We start from the raw sequence: 16765 nt of genomic DNA on the forward strand, positions 1-16765 counted from the left end.
TCCCGGTGGGAATCCCGACCAGCGGACTCCGTGCGCAGGACCCTCTGTACGCGGACGCCCTGGCTGTTCTGCAGCCAGGCTTCGGAGGCACCACGGCACCCGAATGGGTCCGTCGCACCGTCGCTCAGGGCCTGCTCTCGGTGGCGCTGTACGGCCGCAACTGCAAGGACTCCGAGCAGGTTGCGGCGCTCACATCGGAGTTGCGCAAGGAGAACCCCGACATCCTCGTCGCCATCGACGAGGAGGGCGGGGACGTCACCCGGCTGGAGGTCATGGGCGGCTCGTCCTGGCCCGGCAGCCTCGCGCTCGGAGCGATCGACGACCTGGCGGTCACCCGTGACGTGGCCCGTGAACTCGGCCACTCGCTGGCCGCCTGCGGCGTCAACTTCAACTGGGCGCCATCGGCCGACGTCAACGCCAACCCCGACAACCCCGTCATCGGGGTCCGGGCCTTCGGCGCCGACACCCAGCTCTGCGCCCGGCACACGGCAGCCTGGGTCGAGGGACTCCAGTCCGTCGGCGTGGCCGCCTGTGCCAAGCACTTCCCCGGCCACGGTGACACGGCGGTCGACTCGCACCTGGGTCTGCCCAGCATCGAGGTGTCCGAGACCGTACTGAGGGAGCGGGATCTGATCCCCTTCCAGGCCGCGATCGACCAGGACGTCAAGGCCGTCATGACGGCGCACATCATGGTCAACGCGCTCGACACCGAGCACCCGGCGACCCTGAGCCGTCGGGTGTTGACCTCCCTGCTGCGCGCCCCCAAGTCCGAAGGCGGGCTCGGCTACGACGGGCTGATCGTCACGGACGGCATCGAGATGGGCGCCATCGCGCGCACCTACGGTGTCGCCAGGGGCACCGTGCTCGCCATCGCCGCGGGCGCCGACGCGATCTGCACCGGTGGTGACTCCTTCGGTGAGGACACCGTCATCGACCTCGCCGGCGCCATCGTGGACGCCGTCCACTCGGGCGAACTGCCCGAGGAGCGGCTGGTCGACGCCGCGAGCCGGGTTCGCGCGCTCTCCGCGTGGACCGCTGAGCAGGCCCACCCCGACGGCCGGCGCGCTCCGGACGCCTCCGTCGGTCTCGCCGCCGCCCGCCAGGCGCTGCGGGTGACCCGCGGTGCCCAGCACGATGCCGTCACCGGCCCCGTACAGGTGGCGACGTTCTCGCCCGAGGCCAACTGCGCCGCCGGCGCGGAGACCCCCTGGGGCGCCGCCGCAGCCATCGGTGAGCTGCTGCCCGGCTCCGGCCAGGAGACCTACAGCAGCGATCAGGCGACGGCCGACGGCACCGATGTGCTGGTCGCCAAGGTCCTGGGCGCTGCCGGTGAGCGTCGCACGGTCGCGGTGGTGCGGGATGCGCACCGGCACCCGTGGATGGCCGAGGCACTGACCGCCCTGGTGACCGCTCGCCCCGACACGATCGTGGTGGAGATGGGGGTGCCGCAGGCCGAGCCGACCGGCGCCCTGCACATCGCCACCTTCGGCGCGGCGCCCGTCTGCGGCCGGGCCGCGGCGGAGGTCATCGCCGGCAGGTGAACCAAGGAGCGGGCCTCTCGCCGCCGCACCTCCCGACTGGGAGGACCACGGCCACGAGGGGCCCGTTCGTACGAGCCCCGGGAGCACCACCGCGTTCGTTCGCGGTCGCCCCGGAGGGCCGGTGTCGGGCGCGGCACAGCAGGAGGGGACCGCGCCCGACACCGGCCCTTTTGCATGCCCCTTTCTGCCCGGCAGTGTCGCGCGCACGCGGTGCCCCGTACACCGTGAAAGCGGCTGGCACCGGCCGCCTGGGCGCCAGCCCAGAGCTCTGGCCAGGAACGTGCTGGTCAACCCGGCAGACCGTACGATCGTGGCAGTGGTTCGCGCGGTTCCCGGTCGAGGCACTCGGTCGTCCTCGTTCCCTGTGCGCAGGCGGGGAAGCGCAGCGCGCCACGGTTGCTGGAGGGGCCAGCAGTACGTCCGCCCCGGAGCACGGAACGCTCTTTGGAGGCACAGCGCATGACCGCCACGACGTCATCCGACCAGAGCGAGCGCCCGGGCCGCATCATGTCCGGTGAGATGGCGGAGCAGCCCGAGGTGCTCCAGCGGATCCTCACCCGCGGTGCGCCGAGGATTCGCCAGATCGCCGCCGAGATCGCTGCCCGAGCCCCCCGTTTCGTCCTGCTGACGGCCCGCGGTACCTCCGACAACGCCGCGCTGTACGCGAAGTACCTGCTGGAAGTGCGGCTCGGGCTGCCCTGTGGGTTGACCTCGATGTCCACCACGACGGCCTATGGCGCCCGCCCCGATCTCCGCGACGTCCTGGTGATCACGGTGAGCCAGTCGGGCGGCTCGCCCGATCTGGTCGCCTCCACCCGCGCGGCCCGGGACGCCGGTGCGATCACCCTGTCGGTCACCAACAATCCGGACTCCCCGCTGGCCGCGGTCTCCGAGTTCCACATCGACGTGCTGGCCGGCCCCGAGAAGGCACTGCCGGCCACCAAGACGTACACGGCCTCGCTGCTGTCGCTCTATCTGCTGGTGGAGGGGTTGCGCGGCGGGGACGGGGCTGCGGCGCGGGTGCTGCCGGACCTGGCGGCCGAGGTGCTCGCGCGCCAGGACGAGGTCCGTCAGTTGGCATCGCGCTACCGGTTCGCCGAACGAATGGTGATCACCTCGCGCGGCTACGGCTATCCCACTGCCAAGGAAGCCGCGCTGAAGCTGATGGAGACCAGCTATATCCCGGCCCTCTCATACTCCGGAGCCGATCTGCTGCACGGTCCGCTGGCGATGGTCGACAACATCTCCCCGGTGATCGCCGTGGTGACGGACGGCAAGGGCGGTGAGGCGCTGCAACCGGTCCTCGACCGGCTGCGCGGCCGGGGCGCCGATCTGGTGGTGGTGGGGCCCGCGCCCCAGGTGGCGGCGGCGTCGGCGGGTTTTGTCCTGCCCACGGCGGGTGTGGTGGAGGAGCTTCAGCCGGTGCTGGAGATCCTGCCGCTCCAAATGCTGGCGTACGAGGTGACCATCGCCAGGGGGCAGGACCCGGATGCGCCGAGGGCCCTGGCGAAGGTGACGGAGACCCACTGAGCGCCGAGGGGCGTCTTGGCGTCGATCGGACCGCGACGGGCCCGGAAATACCCGCGGGCCGCGGCGCCTGACGGGACCCTCAACCCGTCCGGCACCGCAGCCCGGAGTGCTCCGGCCGGGCGGGTGTGCGGGCCCGCCGGGCCGTGGGGGAGGTCTCGATGCAGTCAGGGCAGAGAGCACCGGGGCCTCGGTTCCACTCTCCTGTGCGGGGAGAGCGGAAGTTCTTGTGCTCGTTATTGTGGACTAGACCATTCGAAGATGTCCATCTATCTGGCGCTGTTTGTTCGTACTCTCATCCATCTCTCATCAAGTCTCATCAAGCCCGGCCCCGGTGAGCGCCCGCCACGCGGGTACGCTCGCACTCGTGCCCTCCATGAACGACCTCGTACGCCAGCACACCGCGCTCGGCGAGTCCGATCTCGAATGGCTGCATCTGCTGGTCTCGGAGTGGCAGCTGCTCTCCGACCTGTCCTTCGCGGACCTCGTCCTGTGGGTCCCCACCCGGGACGGCTCCCGCTATGTGTCGGTGGCCCAGATGCGCCCGAACACGGGCCCGACCTCCTACCAGGACGACATGGTCGGCCATCTCGTCCCGCGCGGGCGCCGCCCGCTGCTCGATGCCGCGCTCGACGAGGGCCGGATCGTGCGCGAGGGCGACCCGGAGTGGCGCGAGGAGGTTCCCGTACGGGTCGAGTCGATCCCCGTGCGCCGGGACGGCCGGGTGCTGGGGGTGATCGCGCGCAACACCAATCTGCTGACCGTGCGCACGCCGTCGCGGTTGGAGCTCACCTATCTCCAGAGCGCCTCAGACCTCGCCCAGATGATCGCTGCCGGAACGTTCCCCTTCCCCGGGCAGCAGGTCGACATGGACGCCTCACCACGGGTCGGTGACGGACTGATCCGGCTCGATGCCGAGGGGATCGTGCAGTACGCGAGCCCCAATGCCCTCTCCGCTTACCACCGGCTCGGACTGGCATCGGACCTCGTCGGCCATCACCTCGGCCAAGTGACCGCCGATCTCGCCCCTTCGCGCGGCCCGGTAGACGAAGCCCTGGTCAAGCTCGCCAGTGGCTATGCGCCGCGGGAGACGGAGGTGGAGGGCAACGGTGGAGTGATCCAGTTGCGCGCTATTCCGCTGAAGCCCAAGGGCAGCCGGATCGGTTCGCTCGTCCTGCTGCGCGACGTCACGGAACTACGTCGTCGCGAGCGTGAGTTGATTACCAAGGACGCGACCATCCGGGAGATCCACCACCGGGTGAAGAACAACCTCCAGACCGTCGCCGCGCTCTTGAGGCTCCAAGCCCGGCGCATGGACTCAGCCCAGGGCCGCGAGGCGCTCAACGAGGCCGTACGGCGGGTCGGTTCCATCGCCATCGTGCATGAGACGCTCTCGCAGACCCTCGACGAGCGGGTCGAATTCGACGAGATCGCGGACCGGGTGATCGCCATGGTCGCCGAGATCTCCCCGGGAAGGGTCGTGTGCCGTCGAACGGGACGCTTCGGTGTTCTGGACGCCGAAGTCGCAACCCCGCTGTCGATGGTGTTGACCGAAGTGCTCCAAAACGCTCTGGAACACGCCTTCCCCGCGGGAGAACGGGGATTCGTGGAAGTCGCGGCGGTCCGCGGAGAACGCTCCGGCGACCCTCAGCAGAAGGGCCGGCTGCTGATCACCATTCAGGACGACGGCTGTGGATTGCCCGAGGGATTCGATGCCCAACGGGCCGGAAATCTTGGATTGCAGATCGTGCGGACCTTGGTGGAAGGCGAGTTGGGCGGCGTGTTCGACATGCTTCCTGTGACAGAACCGGGACACGGCACCCGAGTGGTGCTCGACATTCCGGTCAGCGCCCAGAAATAGCCTTACCCGATATTCCCCGCGTACTCCGTGAGGAATGGCACAGCAGCGAGCCCCGGACCTAGAGAAGATGGTCCGGGGCTCGAATGCTGTGAGTTTTACTGGCTGCGCGCTGCGACTCGTGGGCGGTGAGTGCGTACTCTCTGTACGCGCCGCCGGAGGCTCAGGCTCGGTGCGGTGGCAATCAGGCGCTGGCGTTACGCGCCCGGTTGCGAGCGGCGCGGCGCTTCATTGCGCGGCGCTCGTCCTCGCTGAGGCCACCCCAGACGCCGGAGTCCTGGCCGGACTCAAGCGCCCACTGCAGGCACTGCTCCATGACGGGGCAGCGACGGCAGACGGCCTTGGCTTCCTCGATCTGCAGCAGCGCAGGACCGGTGTTGCCGATGGGGAAGAAGAGCTCGGGGTCTTCCTCGCGGCAAACGGCGTTGTGACGCCAGTCCATGGCTGCTACCTCTCTTTGTATGACATGCAGGTTGCTTGTGAATGTGAACGCTTTCACGAATCCCCCCACAACGGAAGGGCCGAACGCCGAACACGCCGACGTGGTCCAGGGTTTAGAGGAGGGGTTCTGGCGGTCTGTGGGGCCGATTCTGCGGGCCGTCCCGATCGCCATGAAGAGACTCGCAAACCTCGGCGACGGATACAACCCCTTCCGGAAACTTTTTTTTGATTCCTCGGTGTCGACTAGGTCACAGCCGTACTTCTATGGGGTGGAGTCCAGTCCGTACGTTCGAGATAAAGGACTAGAGGCCCTTCCACTCACACAATCACACGCAGTGCACGGCGTACGCCTGTGAACGTCACGCTCGTACGGAGCCCCAGATGGTCACCGTCCATCTGAAAGGGCAGCGGAACCTTTGAATTCAAGGTGAAGTCAGTGAGGTCGTGGAGTGTCGTCGCGTGCTTGCCGTGCGGCCCTCGCTCGGGGCTCGACATCAACAGCTGTGTGGCATAGCGGGCTACGGCCGGCGTCGACAGTTTGGTCAGACCGAGAACGTCGAGACCGGTGTCGAAGGACGCCTTCGGAGAGGCGTACAGCGGCCGATTGCCCAGGAAGCTCCACGGAGACGTATTGCAGACTATGGAGAGCGCGAGATCGGTGATCGGATCGGCGCCGGGGCGCTCCAGGGAGATCACGCCCTGTCTGCGGTGGGGGTCGTCCAGGAACTGGCGCATGACCTGGCGCACGTACAGCGCATGGGTCGACCGCTTCCCCCGGGCCCGCTGCTGTTCGACGCGACCGATCACACTGGCGTCGAAGCCGACCCCGGCGCAGAAGGTGAACCAGCGGGAGGGCACGGACTCGTCCTCCGTGCCGGGCGTGCCCGACGCCAGGCCGAGGCCCACCGTCCGCTCGCTCTTCTCGCGGAGCGCGTCCAAGATCGCACCCGTGGCTTCGACGGCGTCATTGGGGATCCCGAGCGCACGGGCGAAGACATTGGTGGAACCGCCCGGCACGACCGCGAGCCGCGGCAGCCCCTCCGGCTCGGGCCCGTGGTGGAGCAGGCCGTTCACGACCTCGTTGACCGTGCCGTCCCCGCCCAGCGCGACGACCAGGTCGATCTCGCCGGATTCGGCGGCCCGGCGCGCCAGGTCACGGCCGTGGCCCCGGTACTCCGTGGTGATGGCTTCCAGCTTCATCTCGCTGGCCAGTGCATGGATCAACACATCACGGGTGCGTGCACTGGTGGTGGTAGCTGCTGGGTTGACCACGAGGAGTGCGCGCATGTGAGGCAGCGTACCCACCTGGGGGTACCTGGCCCAGTTCGGGTGCAGGCCGCGAGGGTGCCAGGTGGGACGGCGGGCCCGCTCCTGAGCACGGCGAACCCTGCTCCGGCCCGGTGGGAGTGGGGCCGGTTACCCTGCTGGGGTGAGTACTGACCCGACCCCCCGCCCCGCCCGCCTGACCGCCGCCGCGGCCGTGTCCGGCCTGGAGGGCCTGGCGCTGGTCGGCTACGGCATCTACATGCTGGTGATGGGGTTGCTCGGCAGCCCCGAGAGCCCGACCCAGGCCGAGATGGGCGGATTGACCATGATCGCGCTCGGCGCACTGCCCTTGGCCGCCGCCCGCGGTCTGCTCGGGCAGCGCAGCTGGAGCCGGGGCCCCGCGATGATCACCCATCTGATGGCGCTGATCCCCGCGTGGACGCTGCTGCGTTCATCGGGCGGACTGATTCCGCTCGGGATGCTCGTCGCCGCCGTCGCCGTGACCGGACTGGTGCTCCTCGTCAATCCGACGACGACCCAGGCCCTGGGGATCCGCGGTCCCGGCGCCCGCGACGCATAGGCACGGCGGCACACTCGACGGGCGAACCGTCACAGGCGTACGAGGGACGACAGGGCCGGTGCGGCAGGGGCCCAGAGGGCGTCCAGGGGCTCCTGAGACGGCCTTGCCGCGCCACGTGGGGCATTCCCGCCCGACCATGGCTGAGCTCGCCGCCACCGACCGCCCCGCGCTTTTTGATCGCCGAGCGTGACGGCTATGCCGGTGCAGGACCTCCGGCCCGGAACGCAGAGCGGGCCGTGACCACCAGGAGCGGTCACGGCCCGAACAGCCCCGAATAGCGAGGACAGCCCCCGCTACTCCTCCACCAGCAACTTCTCCCGCAGTTGCGCCAGGGTGCGGGCCAGCAGCCGCGATACGTGCATCTGCGAGATTCCCACCTCCTGGGCGATCTGCGACTGCGTCATGTTGCCGAAGAACCGCAGCAGTAGGATCCGCTTCTCGCGCGGCGGCAGATCCTCCAACAGCGGCTTGAGTGACTCGCGGTACTCGACACCTTCCAGCGCCTCGTCCTCGGAGCCCAGGGTGTCGGCCACCGCAGGGGACTCGTCATCCGTGTCGGGCACGTCCAGCGAGAGCGTCGAGTAGGCGTTCGCCGACTCCAAGCCCTCCAGGACCTCCTCTTCGGAGATGCCGAGCCGTTCGGCCAACTCATGCACGGTCGGCGAGCGGCCGTGCTGCTGCGACAGCTCCGCCGTCGCCGTCGTCAAGGAGAGCCGCAGCTCCTGGAGGCGACGCGGCACCCGTACCGCCCAGCCCTTGTCCCGGAAGTGGCGCTTGATCTCGCCGACCACCGTGGGCGTGGCGTAGGTGGAGAATTCGACACCGCGCTCCGGGTCGAACCGGTCCACCGACTTGATCAGCCCGATCGTCGCGACCTGGGTGAGGTCGTCGAGCGGCTCCCCGCGATTGCGGAACCGTCGGGCCAGATGCTCGACCAGAGGTAGATGCATCCGGACCAGCCGATTGCGCAGCTCCGCCTTCTCAGCAGACCCATCCGGGAGCTTTCGGAGCTCGACGAACATCGCCCGAGCCCCGCTGCGGTCACGTGGATCGTGCTGCTGATCGTCGGTCATGAAATCTGCCCTCCCCCTGACACTCGGCTGGCTGAGGTCCTCCCCGACGGAGTTGGGGGGTGCGCCCCCGACCTGTGCCGGCTCCGCCCCTGCCGGGTGGCCGTCGACTCCGTCCACCGGGTGTGGCCTTGCCTGCTGTTCCGGGAAGTCATGCACCGCGGGTGCCTCGTCGCGCACCGGACCGTCCTCGTTCCGCACTGGACCGTCCCCGTCTCTCATGCCGGCCCGGGGCCGGCGCCGCGCTGTTTGTACAGACTGATGGAGACCGTCCGGTCATCGGCGACCGACGAGTCGACCTTCCCCGCCAAGGCGGAGAGCACCGTCCACGCGAAGGTGTCGCGCTCCGGCGCCCGGCCGTCGGTCGTCGGCGCGGAGACCGTGACCTCCAGCGAGTCGTCGATGAGCCGGAACACACAGCTGAGGACCGAACCGGGAACCGCCTGCTGCAACAGGATGGCGCACGCCTCGTCGACCGCGATCCGCAGATCCTCGATTTCGTCGAGGGTGAAGTCCAATCGCGCCGCGAGACCGGCCGTGGCCGTACGCAACACCGACAGATAGGCACCCGCTGCGGGCAGCCGGACTTCCACGAAGTCCTGGGTCCCGGGCTCGCCTGCGATCTGGGACACCCTCACCTCCAAGGTGTACAAGCTCTTTCGGGGCCGCGGGAGAAAGATCCCGAAGCCGTCGCTACACAGTCCGTGCGTAGCAGTACTGGCCCGGCGACGCTATCGCGATCCATAGCGTTGTGTCGCAGGACCCCCATCCTCAGCAACTGTCACTCATGGTAGGCATATAGCCACACACAGTGGCTAGAGGTCTGCGTGACCCAATTGCGAGGATGCGGGGGAGGGTTGACGTACCCAGACTTCAGACGATCGAACCGTCGACAAAGCACCATCGCCAGCTCTCACCTGGCTCGAAGCTCCGCATCACCGGGTGGCCGGTCTCGGCGAAGTGGGCGCTCGCGTGCCTCAGCGGCGATGAATCGCAGCAGCCCACGGAACCGCAGACCAGACAGAGCCGCAGATGCACGGGCTGGACCCCCGCGGCGAGGCACGCCTGACAGGTCTCGCTCGACGGAGCCGGCTCCGGGCGAGGCAGTGCTGCTGTGTGCGGACACTCGCTCATGTTCGCCAGGTTACGGCGCGAAGGGCGGACGTTCTCGCTGGGAGCGCCGAACCGCCGGAATGGGCGTGAGACGACGGGATGCGACGGGATGTGCCGGGACGTATGGGGGCGCGACGGGGCGTTCGGGGGCGTTAGGAGGGGCTTCGCCGTCCGATCGGCCATGCTGTCGCCCGGACGAGCGGCGCCGGGTGCCCAGGCGACGGGTCGGGCAGCCGACCGAGGCCGAGCAGGGCCGGGCCGGATCCCAGGACACCGAGGGACGAGCATGAGGGACGGCGCATGGACGCATTGCCACTGGTGGCGCTGATCGCGGTCAGCGCCGTGATCGCGGGAGCCGCCCGCAGAACACCCGTACCGCCACCGCTGCTCCTGGTCACGATCGGGCTGATCGCCGCGTACGTCCCCGGGGTGCCGGACTACACGCTCGATCCGCACATCGTGCTTCCGCTGCTGCTGCCTCCCCTGCTGCACACGGCCGCGCTCGACAGCTCGTACCTCGACCTCCGCGCCAATGTGCGACCCGTCGCGCTGCTGTCTGTGGGGTACGTCCTCTTCGCCACGGTGTCGGTCGGCTATCTCGCCCACCAGTTGATCCCGGAACTGCCGTTGACGGCCGCGCTGGTGCTCGGAGCCGTGATCGCGCCGCCGGACGCGGTCGCGGCGACGGCCATCGCCCGCCGGCTGGGGTTGCCGAACCGGATCACCACGATCCTCCAGGGCGAGTCGCTGGTGAACGACGCGACGGCGATCACCGCCTACAAGGTGGCGCTCGCCGCAGCGATCGGTGAAGGGGCCAGCTGGGCCGGGGGGATCGGCGAGTTCCTGCTGGCAGCGGTCGGCGGGGTCGGGGTGGGGCTGCTGCTGATGGTGCCGATCCACTGGCTGCGCACGCATCTGAAGGAGGCGCTGCTCCAGAACACCCTGTCGTTGCTGATTCCGTTCATCGCGTACGCCGCCGCCGAGCAGGTCCATGCCTCCGGGGTGCTCGCCGTGGTGGTCGTGGCGCTCTACCTCGGACATCGTCGCTGGCAGGTGGACTTCGCCACCCGGCTCCAGGAGGAGGCGGTGTGGAAGATGGTGGGCTTCATCCTGGAGTCCACGGTCTTCGCGCTGATCGGCCTCCAGCTGCCCTATGTGCTCGAAGGGCTGGGCACCTACGGCGTCGCCGAATCCCTGGGGTACGCGATCGGGGTCTTCGTCTTCGTGGTGGCGATGCGCTACCTGTGGGTCTTTCCCGCCACCTTCTTGCCGCGCACGCTGTCGACGCGCATCAGGGAGCGGGAGCCGGGCGTCGACTGGCGGGCACCAGTGGTCGTGGGCTGGGCGGGGATGCGGGGCGTCGTCTCCCTGGCGATCGCGTTCTCCATCCCCCTGACCACGGCCGCCGACGAGCCCTTTCCGGCGCGGAACCTGGTGCTGTTCCTGACCTTCACCACCGTGATCGGCACCCTGGTGGTCCAGGGGCTGACCCTGCCGGCGCTCATCCGGCTGCTCAAACTGCCGAAGAAGGACCGCTACGCCGAGACGCTGGCCGAGGCTCAGGCGCAGAATGAGGCGTCCGAGGCGGCGGACGAACGGCTCGATGAGTTGCTGACGGACGAGCGCAATGCGCTGCCGCAAGCACTGGCGGACCGGTTGCGGACGGTGATGGAGCGACGGCGCAATGCGGTCTGGGAGCGGCTCGGCTCGGTCAACGAGCGAACGGGGGAGTCCGCCGACGACACCTATCGACGACTGGCGGGGGAGATGATCGAAGCCGAGCGCGAGGTGTTCGTACGGTTGCGGGACGCCCGCAGCATCGATGACGAGATGATGCGCACGTTGCTCAGGCGCCTCGACCTGGAGGAGGCCGCCGCCTATCGGGAGGAGGAGTCGGGCTGACCCGTGATGACGGCTGCCAGTCGGGTGCCGGGGGGGAAGACACCCTCCGTGGCGAGCACGGTCAGACCCCAGAGCATTTTGGCGACATATGTACGCTCCACGGGGAGTTCGTGACGTGCTTCGAACTCAGCTGCGAATGCGTTCAGTTCGGGTGTGGTCCGGGCGTAGCCCCCGCAGTGGAAGCGTTCGTCCAGGGACCAGGCCCCTCGGCGACCGCCGAAGGCGGAGCGTTGGATGCGGAGCGTCTCGGCGGCCAGGAAGTCGCCTTTGAGTACGGGGAACGCCAGCGCCCGCTGGTCCGGCCCGAGACCGGCGGCCAGTCCGGCGAGGGTGCCTCCGGTGCCGCAGGCGACGGCGGCCACATCCGCCCGCCCACGCAGCTCCCGGCCGAGAGAGGCGCACCCCTCGGCGGCGAGGGCGTTACTGCCGCCTTCGGGGATCACATAGGCGTCGTCCGGTGCCGAGTCGCGCAGCAGGCGCGCCAGCACCTCGGGCTCGCTCTTGCGGCGGTAGGTGGCCCTGTCGACGAAGACCAGCCGCATCCCGTGGTCGGCGCATCGGGCGAGGGAGTCGTTGAGGGGGCGGTGGGCCAACTCGTCCCCGCGGACCACGCCGATCGTGGGGCAGCCGAGCAGTCTGCCGGCCGCTGCCGTGGCCCGCAGGTGGTTGGAGTAGGCGCCGCCGAAGGTCAGCAGGGGGCGCCCGGCCGCGGCCCTGAGATTGGGCGCCAGTTTGCGCCATTTGTTGCCGGGGATGTCCGGGTGGATCAGATCGTCGCGCTTGAGCAGCAGACGGAGGCCGTGGCGGGCGAAGCGCTCATCGTCGACTGGTTGGAGCGGAGAGGGCAGCCGGGGCTCCAAGGCGGCGGTGGGGTCGGGCGCTGACATCGGCATGCACCCATTGTCACCTGCGCGGACAGGGCGATCCTCGGGTGGGCGGGGTCGGCTCGATCCGGCCGCGGAGCCGGTCAGGCGGGCCGCCCACCGGGCCGGCCCGGTGGGCCGGGCATCATTTCAGCCGCTCCTGCACGCGCTCCCGCAGCCAGGCCATGGTGAAGCCCCTGGGATCGGGCTTGCCTGGCTGCCACTCCAGATGTCCGATGACCGAACGCGCACCCCAGCCGTGCACCCGGCACACGGCGGCCGACGCCTTCTCGATCGCCGTCAGTTGGGCGGCGGGCCAGGGGTCCTTGCCGTCGCCGAGGTTGATGCACTCGAAACCGTAGAAGTACCGGTTGCCGTCCGTGTTGGCCTCGTTGTCCGGGGGCAGGGCCTTCTCGGCGATGACCGCCCGCAGGACGTCGTCGTCGCCCATGCCGGCGTGGTTGGCGCGACCGAAGCCGACGAGGTGCACGGTGCCCTCCTTGTCGATGACGCCGTGGCACAGCGGTCCCGGTAGATCGCTGCGCCCGTCGCGGCACAGGGCGACAGTTCCCGCCGTGCCCCGGGTGACGGTGTGGTGGATCATCACTCCGTGCACGGGCCCCCAGGGTCCCTTGTGGTTGCGGTTGTGGGTGCGCCAGTCACCGACTTGGACGACGGTCAGCCCCTCGTCGCGAAGCGCTTTGAGGAACGTGCTCGCGGACATGGGTGAGGCCATGGCCGACTCCCTGAGGTACAGAGGGGTACGGAATGTTCCGTACTTGGCTTGTCCAGCCTTTACCCGCTGCCCCGTCGGGAGCCATGCGTACGAGTGGTGTGCGAGCCGATTCGGTCACTCAATCAAACGGATTGTTGAATTCTGCGCAACATGCCCCGTTAGTCGGTAAGTATTCCCATCCGTTCGTGTAATGGTGCTGGCCCATCCACACTGCAAGTCTTTCCCTCGCAGGTCAGGCCGGCTGGTCGGACCTCGCAGATCAGACTGTGATCGAGAGGGAGTCCTATGTCGGTTGGTTCGGTTGGTTCTGTCGGCGACGAAGTACGTGATCAGCAGGCGCCACAGCAGCAGAGCCTCGGCACGGCAGCCGCGCGGAATCTCGCGACCACCACCAAGTCCGCACCCCAGATGCAGGAGATCACCTCACGGTGGCTGCTGCGGGCGCTGCCGTGGGTGCAGGTGCAGGGCGGCACCTATCGGGTGAACCGCCGACTGAGTTACGCGGTGGGTGACGGCCGGGTCACCTTCGTCCAGACCGGTGAGCGGGTCGCGGTGATCCCCGCCGAGTTGGGGGAGCTGCCCGCGTTGCGGCAGTACGACGACGAGGGTGTCCTCGGCGAATTGGCGAACCGTTGCGAGCAGCAGGAGTTCAGCGCAGGTCAACTGCTGGCGGAGGCGGGCTCGCCCGCAGACCGCGTCCTGCTGCTGGCCCACGGCAGGGTCGAGCAGATCGGCACCGGCCCCTACGGGGACGAAGCCGTCGTCAACGTCCTTGCCGACGGTGCCTACCTGGGCGAGCAAGCGCTGGTGGAAGCCGACGCCACCTGGCAGTACACCGCCCGTGCAGCCACCGCCTGCACCGTTCTCGTGCTCACCCGCAGCGACGTGCTCAACCTCGCGGAGCGGGCGGAGTCGCTGCGGACCCATCTGGCGGGGGTCGCGGCCCTGCCCCGCCAGCGGACCAACAAGTACGGCGAGGCGGCCATCGACCTCTCCGCCGGCCATGTCGGCGAAGCGGTGGTGCCGCACACCTTCGTCGACTACGAGGCGTCCCCCCGCGAGTACGAACTGAGCGTCGCGCAGACCGTTCTGAAGGTCCACAGCCGGGTTGCCGACCTGTACAACCAGCCGATGAACCAGACCGAGCAGCAGTTGCGGCTCACGGTCGAGGCGCTGCGCGAGCGCCAGGAGGACGAGCTCATCAACAACCGGGAGTTCGGTCTCCTGGCCAACTGCGACTACGAGCAGCGCCTCCAGCCCCACGACGGCGCGCCCAGCCCCGACGACATGGACGAACTGCTCTCCCGGCGGCGGGGATCGAAGCTCTTCCTCGCTCACCCGAGGGCCATCGCCGCCTTCGGTCGCGAGTGCAACCGGCGCGGACTGGTGCCGCAGAGCGTGGAGGTGGGTGGACACCATGTGCCGGCGTGGCGTGGTGTGCCCATCTTCCCCAGCAACAAGATCCCGATCACCCCGGCCCGGACCACGTCCATCATCTGTATGCGTACCGGTGAGGCCGAGCAGGGTGTCATCGGGCTCCAGCAGGCGGGCATTCCGGACGAGATCGAGCCGAGCCTGTCCGTGCGCTTCATGGGCATCGACGAGCAGGCGATCATCTCCTACCTCGTCACGGCGTACTACTCGGCCGCGGTCCTCGTCCCTGACGCGTTGGGCGTCCTGGAGAACGTCGAGGTGAGCCGCTGGAGCTGAGCCGTCACCGGCCGGGGCGGCCATGCTCACACCCGCCCCGGCCGCCGCTGCGCCCTGTCGCACCCGGCTGCTCCTCGCATCTTCGACTTCCAGGACCGGCCCTGCCGCCCGGCTCCCCGTGCTCCGGCCGGCGGGGCAGGGGGCGGTGTCCGGCCGTGCTTGCCGCTTTGGGGCCCCACCGCTGTGAACCGCCCCGTCCGTCCCGTGAAAGGACCAGCCGTTGACCATGTCGGAGGCCGTCGAGGGCCGTGAGGCCCTCGCCCTTCTGGAACGTACCCGCGACGCCGTCGATCCCCGACTCCGTGCAGCCGTCGAATCTCTGCCCGGTTCCCTGCGCCACGTCGCGATGTACCACTTCGGGTGGGAGCACGCGGACGGGACCTCCGCCACCAAGCCCGCCGGGAAGGCCATCAGACCCGCCTTGGTGCTGGCCACTGTCCGTGCGCTTGGCGGAGAGCCGCGACAGGCCGTGCAGGCCGCGGCTGCCGTGGAGTTGGCACACAACTTCACGCTCCTGCACGACGATGTGATCGACGAGGACTCCACGCGTAGGCACCGGCCCACCGCGTGGACGGTCTTCGGCACCGCCGACGCCATCATCGCCGGTGACGCCATGCTCGCCCTCGCCCTGCGGTTGCTGGCGGAGGACACCCATCCCGCCGCCGCGGCGGCCTCGAAGCGGGTCGCGGCCTGTGTGATCGAGCTCTGCGCAGGCCAGCAGGCGGACTGCGCCTTCGAGGAGCGTGCTCCCCACGAGGTCTCGTTGGACGAGTGCGTCCAGATGGCCACCGCGAAGACGGGGGCGCTGCTGGGGTGTGCCTGTGCGGTGGGGGCGCTGTACGCGGGAGCGGGTCCGGAGGAGACCGAGGCGATGGACGCCTTCGGCCGTGAGGCCGGGTTGGCGTTCCAGCTCATCGACGATCTGATCGGCATCTGGGGGGACCCGGGGCGGACGGGCAAACCTGCGGGTGCGGATCTCGCCGCGTACAAGAAGTCGCTGCCCGTGGTGGCGGCGCTCACCTCCGGCACACCTGCCGGGGCGGAGCTCGCGGAGCTCTACCGAGGCCCGATGACGGGCCGGACGATCGGTCTTGCCGCGGATGCGGTGGACCGGGCCGGAGGCAAGGACTGGGCACAACTCCAGGCGTCCGACCGTATGGCCAGGGCGGTCCACGAACTGTCCCGGGCGGTCCCGGACCTCGCTGCGGCGGGGGACCTTCTGGCCCTCGCGGAGTTCGTCACGCGCCGCACCCGCTGAGAGCGCCCCGGGCGACGGAACCGGTTCCGGGAGAACAGTGCTTGCCAAACCACTATGCCTGAAGCACTATGAGTGGAGTGGTTGCGTTGACGGCGACCGGGTGACTGGGTCACTCATTGTCGCGTCGCGCCGCCCGACGGCTACTCCACGACGAACGGGACCGGTTTGCGCAAGCTCAGCTACTACGTCGCCGCATCGATCGACGGCTTCATCGGCGCCCCTGGAGGGGATGCCGTGTTCTTCAACAGGTTTGTGGTCGGCGACTACCTCGACTACATGCGAACGGAGCAGGCGGACACCCTGCCGGCCATGGCCCGTCAACACTTCGGGGTCGAGGACCGGCCCCTGAGCCGCTACGACACCGTGATCCAGGGGCGCGCCAGCTATGACCTCGCACTCCAGGAGGGCATCACCCGCCCCTACGCCCATCTGCGGGAGATCGTGGTCTCCCGCACCCTCACCGAATCCCCCGACCCCCAGGTGGAGATCGTTTCGGCCGATCCCGTCGGCCGGGTCAGGGAGTTGAAGAAGGAGGAGGGGCTCTCCATCTATCTCTGCGGGGGCGCCAACCTCGCGGGGCAACTCCGTGACGAGGTGGACGAACTCGTCATCAAGACCTACCCCGTGGTGCTGGGTGAGGGAATGCGGATGTTCGACGCCGAGTTCCGTGTTGACGACTTCTCGCTGGTCTCCTCGCGAGCCTTCGACAACGGCGTGGTCGTCCGGCAGTACGAACGCTGATGACCGGGGTGCCGCCCCGGCGATCCCGTGCTTTCCCAGGTGGACGGCCAGGCCCGTTCATACCCCAATAGGCTGAACATACGGGCGGCGAACGAGGCGGAAGGGCCGCAGCCCCCAGACGGCGCGGCGACGTCGGGAGCGCGGTCGGCCCGGCCGGAG

General features: G+C 69.1%; 15 protein-coding genes. 8 read left to right on the plus strand and 7 right to left on the minus strand.

From position 1 onward, the window contains the following. Window positions 1-5: 5 nt before the first annotated feature. The 3 genes from OID54_RS25640 to OID54_RS25650 all read left to right on the plus strand — a co-directional run bounded on the left by OID54_RS25640 (window position 6) and on the right by OID54_RS25650 (window position 4929). The gene (locus OID54_RS25640; protein ID WP_329023167.1) at window positions 6-1541 is read left to right on the plus strand and encodes a glycoside hydrolase family 3 protein; all 1536 of its coding nucleotides are present in this window, start codon (window positions 6-8) and stop codon (window positions 1539-1541) included. 459 nt (window positions 1542-2000) lie between these two features. Further along, entirely contained in the window at window positions 2001-3071 is a 1071-nt protein-coding gene (locus tag OID54_RS25645) for an SIS domain-containing protein (protein WP_329023169.1), read from the plus strand. Between the two features lie 373 nt (window positions 3072-3444). Beyond that, window positions 3445-4929 (plus strand): histidine kinase N-terminal domain-containing protein, encoded by a 1485-nt coding sequence (locus OID54_RS25650; protein WP_329027781.1) that lies wholly within the window; start codon window positions 3445-3447, stop codon window positions 4927-4929. 181 nt (window positions 4930-5110) lie between these two features. Here the strand turns inward: OID54_RS25650 and OID54_RS25655 are convergent, their stop codons facing one another. Further along, complete coding sequence (locus OID54_RS25655; protein WP_003953983.1) at window positions 5111-5368, minus strand: WhiB family transcriptional regulator; 258 nt, start codon at window positions 5366-5368, stop codon at window positions 5111-5113. Between the two features lie 317 nt (window positions 5369-5685). Further along, entirely contained in the window at window positions 5686-6654 is a 969-nt protein-coding gene (locus OID54_RS25660) for a diacylglycerol/lipid kinase family protein (RefSeq protein ID WP_329023170.1), read from the minus strand. Between the two features lie 142 nt (window positions 6655-6796). On the opposite strand from OID54_RS25660, the gene OID54_RS25665 reads away from it, so the two are divergent. Then, a complete protein-coding gene (locus OID54_RS25665) occupies window positions 6797-7213 on the plus strand; it encodes a hypothetical protein (protein WP_329023172.1) in 417 nt (138 codons plus the stop codon). 293 nt (window positions 7214-7506) lie between these two features. Here the strand turns inward: OID54_RS25665 and OID54_RS25670 are convergent, their stop codons facing one another. From OID54_RS25670 to OID54_RS25680, 3 genes are all read right to left on the minus strand, one after another. Beyond that, complete coding sequence (locus tag OID54_RS25670) at window positions 7507-8505, minus strand: RNA polymerase sigma factor SigF (RefSeq protein WP_329023174.1); 999 nt, start codon at window positions 8503-8505, stop codon at window positions 7507-7509. Then, on the minus strand, window positions 8502-8915 hold the full coding sequence (locus tag OID54_RS25675; protein WP_329023176.1) for an anti-sigma regulatory factor: 414 nt from the start codon (window positions 8913-8915) through the stop codon (window positions 8502-8504). The genes OID54_RS25670 and OID54_RS25675 overlap by 4 nt, the downstream gene beginning before the upstream one ends. A gap of 241 nt (window positions 8916-9156) precedes the next feature. Then, complete coding sequence (locus OID54_RS25680) at window positions 9157-9417, minus strand: UBP-type zinc finger domain-containing protein (RefSeq protein ID WP_329023178.1); 261 nt, start codon at window positions 9415-9417, stop codon at window positions 9157-9159. A 279-nt stretch (window positions 9418-9696) separates the two neighbouring features. On the opposite strand from OID54_RS25680, the gene OID54_RS25685 reads away from it, so the two are divergent. Continuing rightward, window positions 9697-11298 carry a Na+/H+ antiporter gene (locus OID54_RS25685; protein WP_329023180.1) on the plus strand — a complete coding sequence of 534 codons (1602 nt, stop codon included), beginning with the start codon at window positions 9697-9699 and terminating at the stop codon, window positions 11296-11298. On the opposite strand, the gene OID54_RS25690 is transcribed toward OID54_RS25685, so the two are convergent. Then, window positions 11274-12185 (minus strand): 1-aminocyclopropane-1-carboxylate deaminase/D-cysteine desulfhydrase, encoded by a 912-nt coding sequence (locus tag OID54_RS25690; RefSeq protein WP_329027783.1) that lies wholly within the window; start codon window positions 12183-12185, stop codon window positions 11274-11276. The two genes, OID54_RS25685 and OID54_RS25690, sit on opposite strands and share 25 nt — an antisense overlap. A gap of 121 nt (window positions 12186-12306) precedes the next feature. Next, complete coding sequence (locus OID54_RS25695; RefSeq protein WP_329023183.1) at window positions 12307-12897, minus strand: N-acetylmuramoyl-L-alanine amidase; 591 nt, start codon at window positions 12895-12897, stop codon at window positions 12307-12309. Window positions 12898-13182: 285 nt separating this feature from the next. Between OID54_RS25695 and OID54_RS25700 the strand changes: the two genes are divergently transcribed. The 3 genes from OID54_RS25700 (at window position 13183) to OID54_RS25710 (ending at window position 16606) form a co-directional block, all read left to right on the plus strand. Next, window positions 13183-14607 carry a family 2B encapsulin nanocompartment shell protein gene (locus OID54_RS25700; RefSeq protein WP_329023185.1) on the plus strand — a complete coding sequence of 475 codons (1425 nt, stop codon included), beginning with the start codon at window positions 13183-13185 and terminating at the stop codon, window positions 14605-14607. 226 nt (window positions 14608-14833) lie between these two features. After that, window positions 14834-15865: a family 2 encapsulin nanocompartment cargo protein polyprenyl transferase gene (locus tag OID54_RS25705; protein ID WP_443055791.1), complete on the plus strand. Its 1032-nt coding sequence runs from the start codon at window positions 14834-14836 to the stop codon at window positions 15863-15865. Window positions 15866-16030: 165 nt separating this feature from the next. Further along, the gene (locus tag OID54_RS25710) at window positions 16031-16606 is read left to right on the plus strand and encodes a dihydrofolate reductase family protein (RefSeq protein WP_329023189.1); all 576 of its coding nucleotides are present in this window, start codon (window positions 16031-16033) and stop codon (window positions 16604-16606) included. Window positions 16607-16765: the final 159 nt, after the last annotated feature.

The sequence above is a fragment of the Streptomyces sp. NBC_00690 genome (assembly GCF_036226685.1).
Taxonomy (GTDB): Bacteria; Actinomycetota; Actinomycetes; order Streptomycetales; family Streptomycetaceae; genus Streptomyces.

Excerpts from the sequence above, each read along its gene's own strand:
- OID54_RS25645 (WP_329023169.1), top strand. The coding sequence starts at position 2,001 with ATGACCGCCACGACGTCATCCGACCAGAGCGAGCGCCCGGGCCGCATC.
- OID54_RS25650 (WP_329027781.1), top strand. The coding sequence starts at position 3,445 with ATGAACGACCTCGTACGCCAGCACACCGCGCTCGGCGAGTCCGATCTC.
- OID54_RS25655 (WP_003953983.1), bottom strand. The coding sequence starts at position 5,368 with ATGGACTGGCGTCACAACGCCGTTTGCCGCGAGGAAGACCCCGAGCTC.
- OID54_RS25660 (WP_329023170.1), bottom strand. The coding sequence starts at position 6,654 with ATGCGCGCACTCCTCGTGGTCAACCCAGCAGCTACCACCACCAGTGCA.
- OID54_RS25670 (WP_329023174.1), bottom strand. The coding sequence starts at position 8,505 with ATGAGAGACGGGGACGGTCCAGTGCGGAACGAGGACGGTCCGGTGCGC.
- OID54_RS25680 (WP_329023178.1), bottom strand. The coding sequence starts at position 9,417 with ATGAGCGAGTGTCCGCACACAGCAGCACTGCCTCGCCCGGAGCCGGCT.
- OID54_RS25685 (WP_329023180.1), top strand. The coding sequence starts at position 9,697 with ATGGACGCATTGCCACTGGTGGCGCTGATCGCGGTCAGCGCCGTGATC.
- OID54_RS25690 (WP_329027783.1), bottom strand. The coding sequence starts at position 12,185 with ATGTCAGCGCCCGACCCCACCGCCGCCTTGGAGCCCCGGCTGCCCTCT.
- OID54_RS25695 (WP_329023183.1), bottom strand. The coding sequence starts at position 12,897 with ATGGCCTCACCCATGTCCGCGAGCACGTTCCTCAAAGCGCTTCGCGAC.
- OID54_RS25700 (WP_329023185.1), top strand. The coding sequence starts at position 13,183 with ATGTCGGTTGGTTCGGTTGGTTCTGTCGGCGACGAAGTACGTGATCAG.
- OID54_RS25705 (WP_443055791.1), top strand. The coding sequence starts at position 14,834 with ATGTCGGAGGCCGTCGAGGGCCGTGAGGCCCTCGCCCTTCTGGAACGT.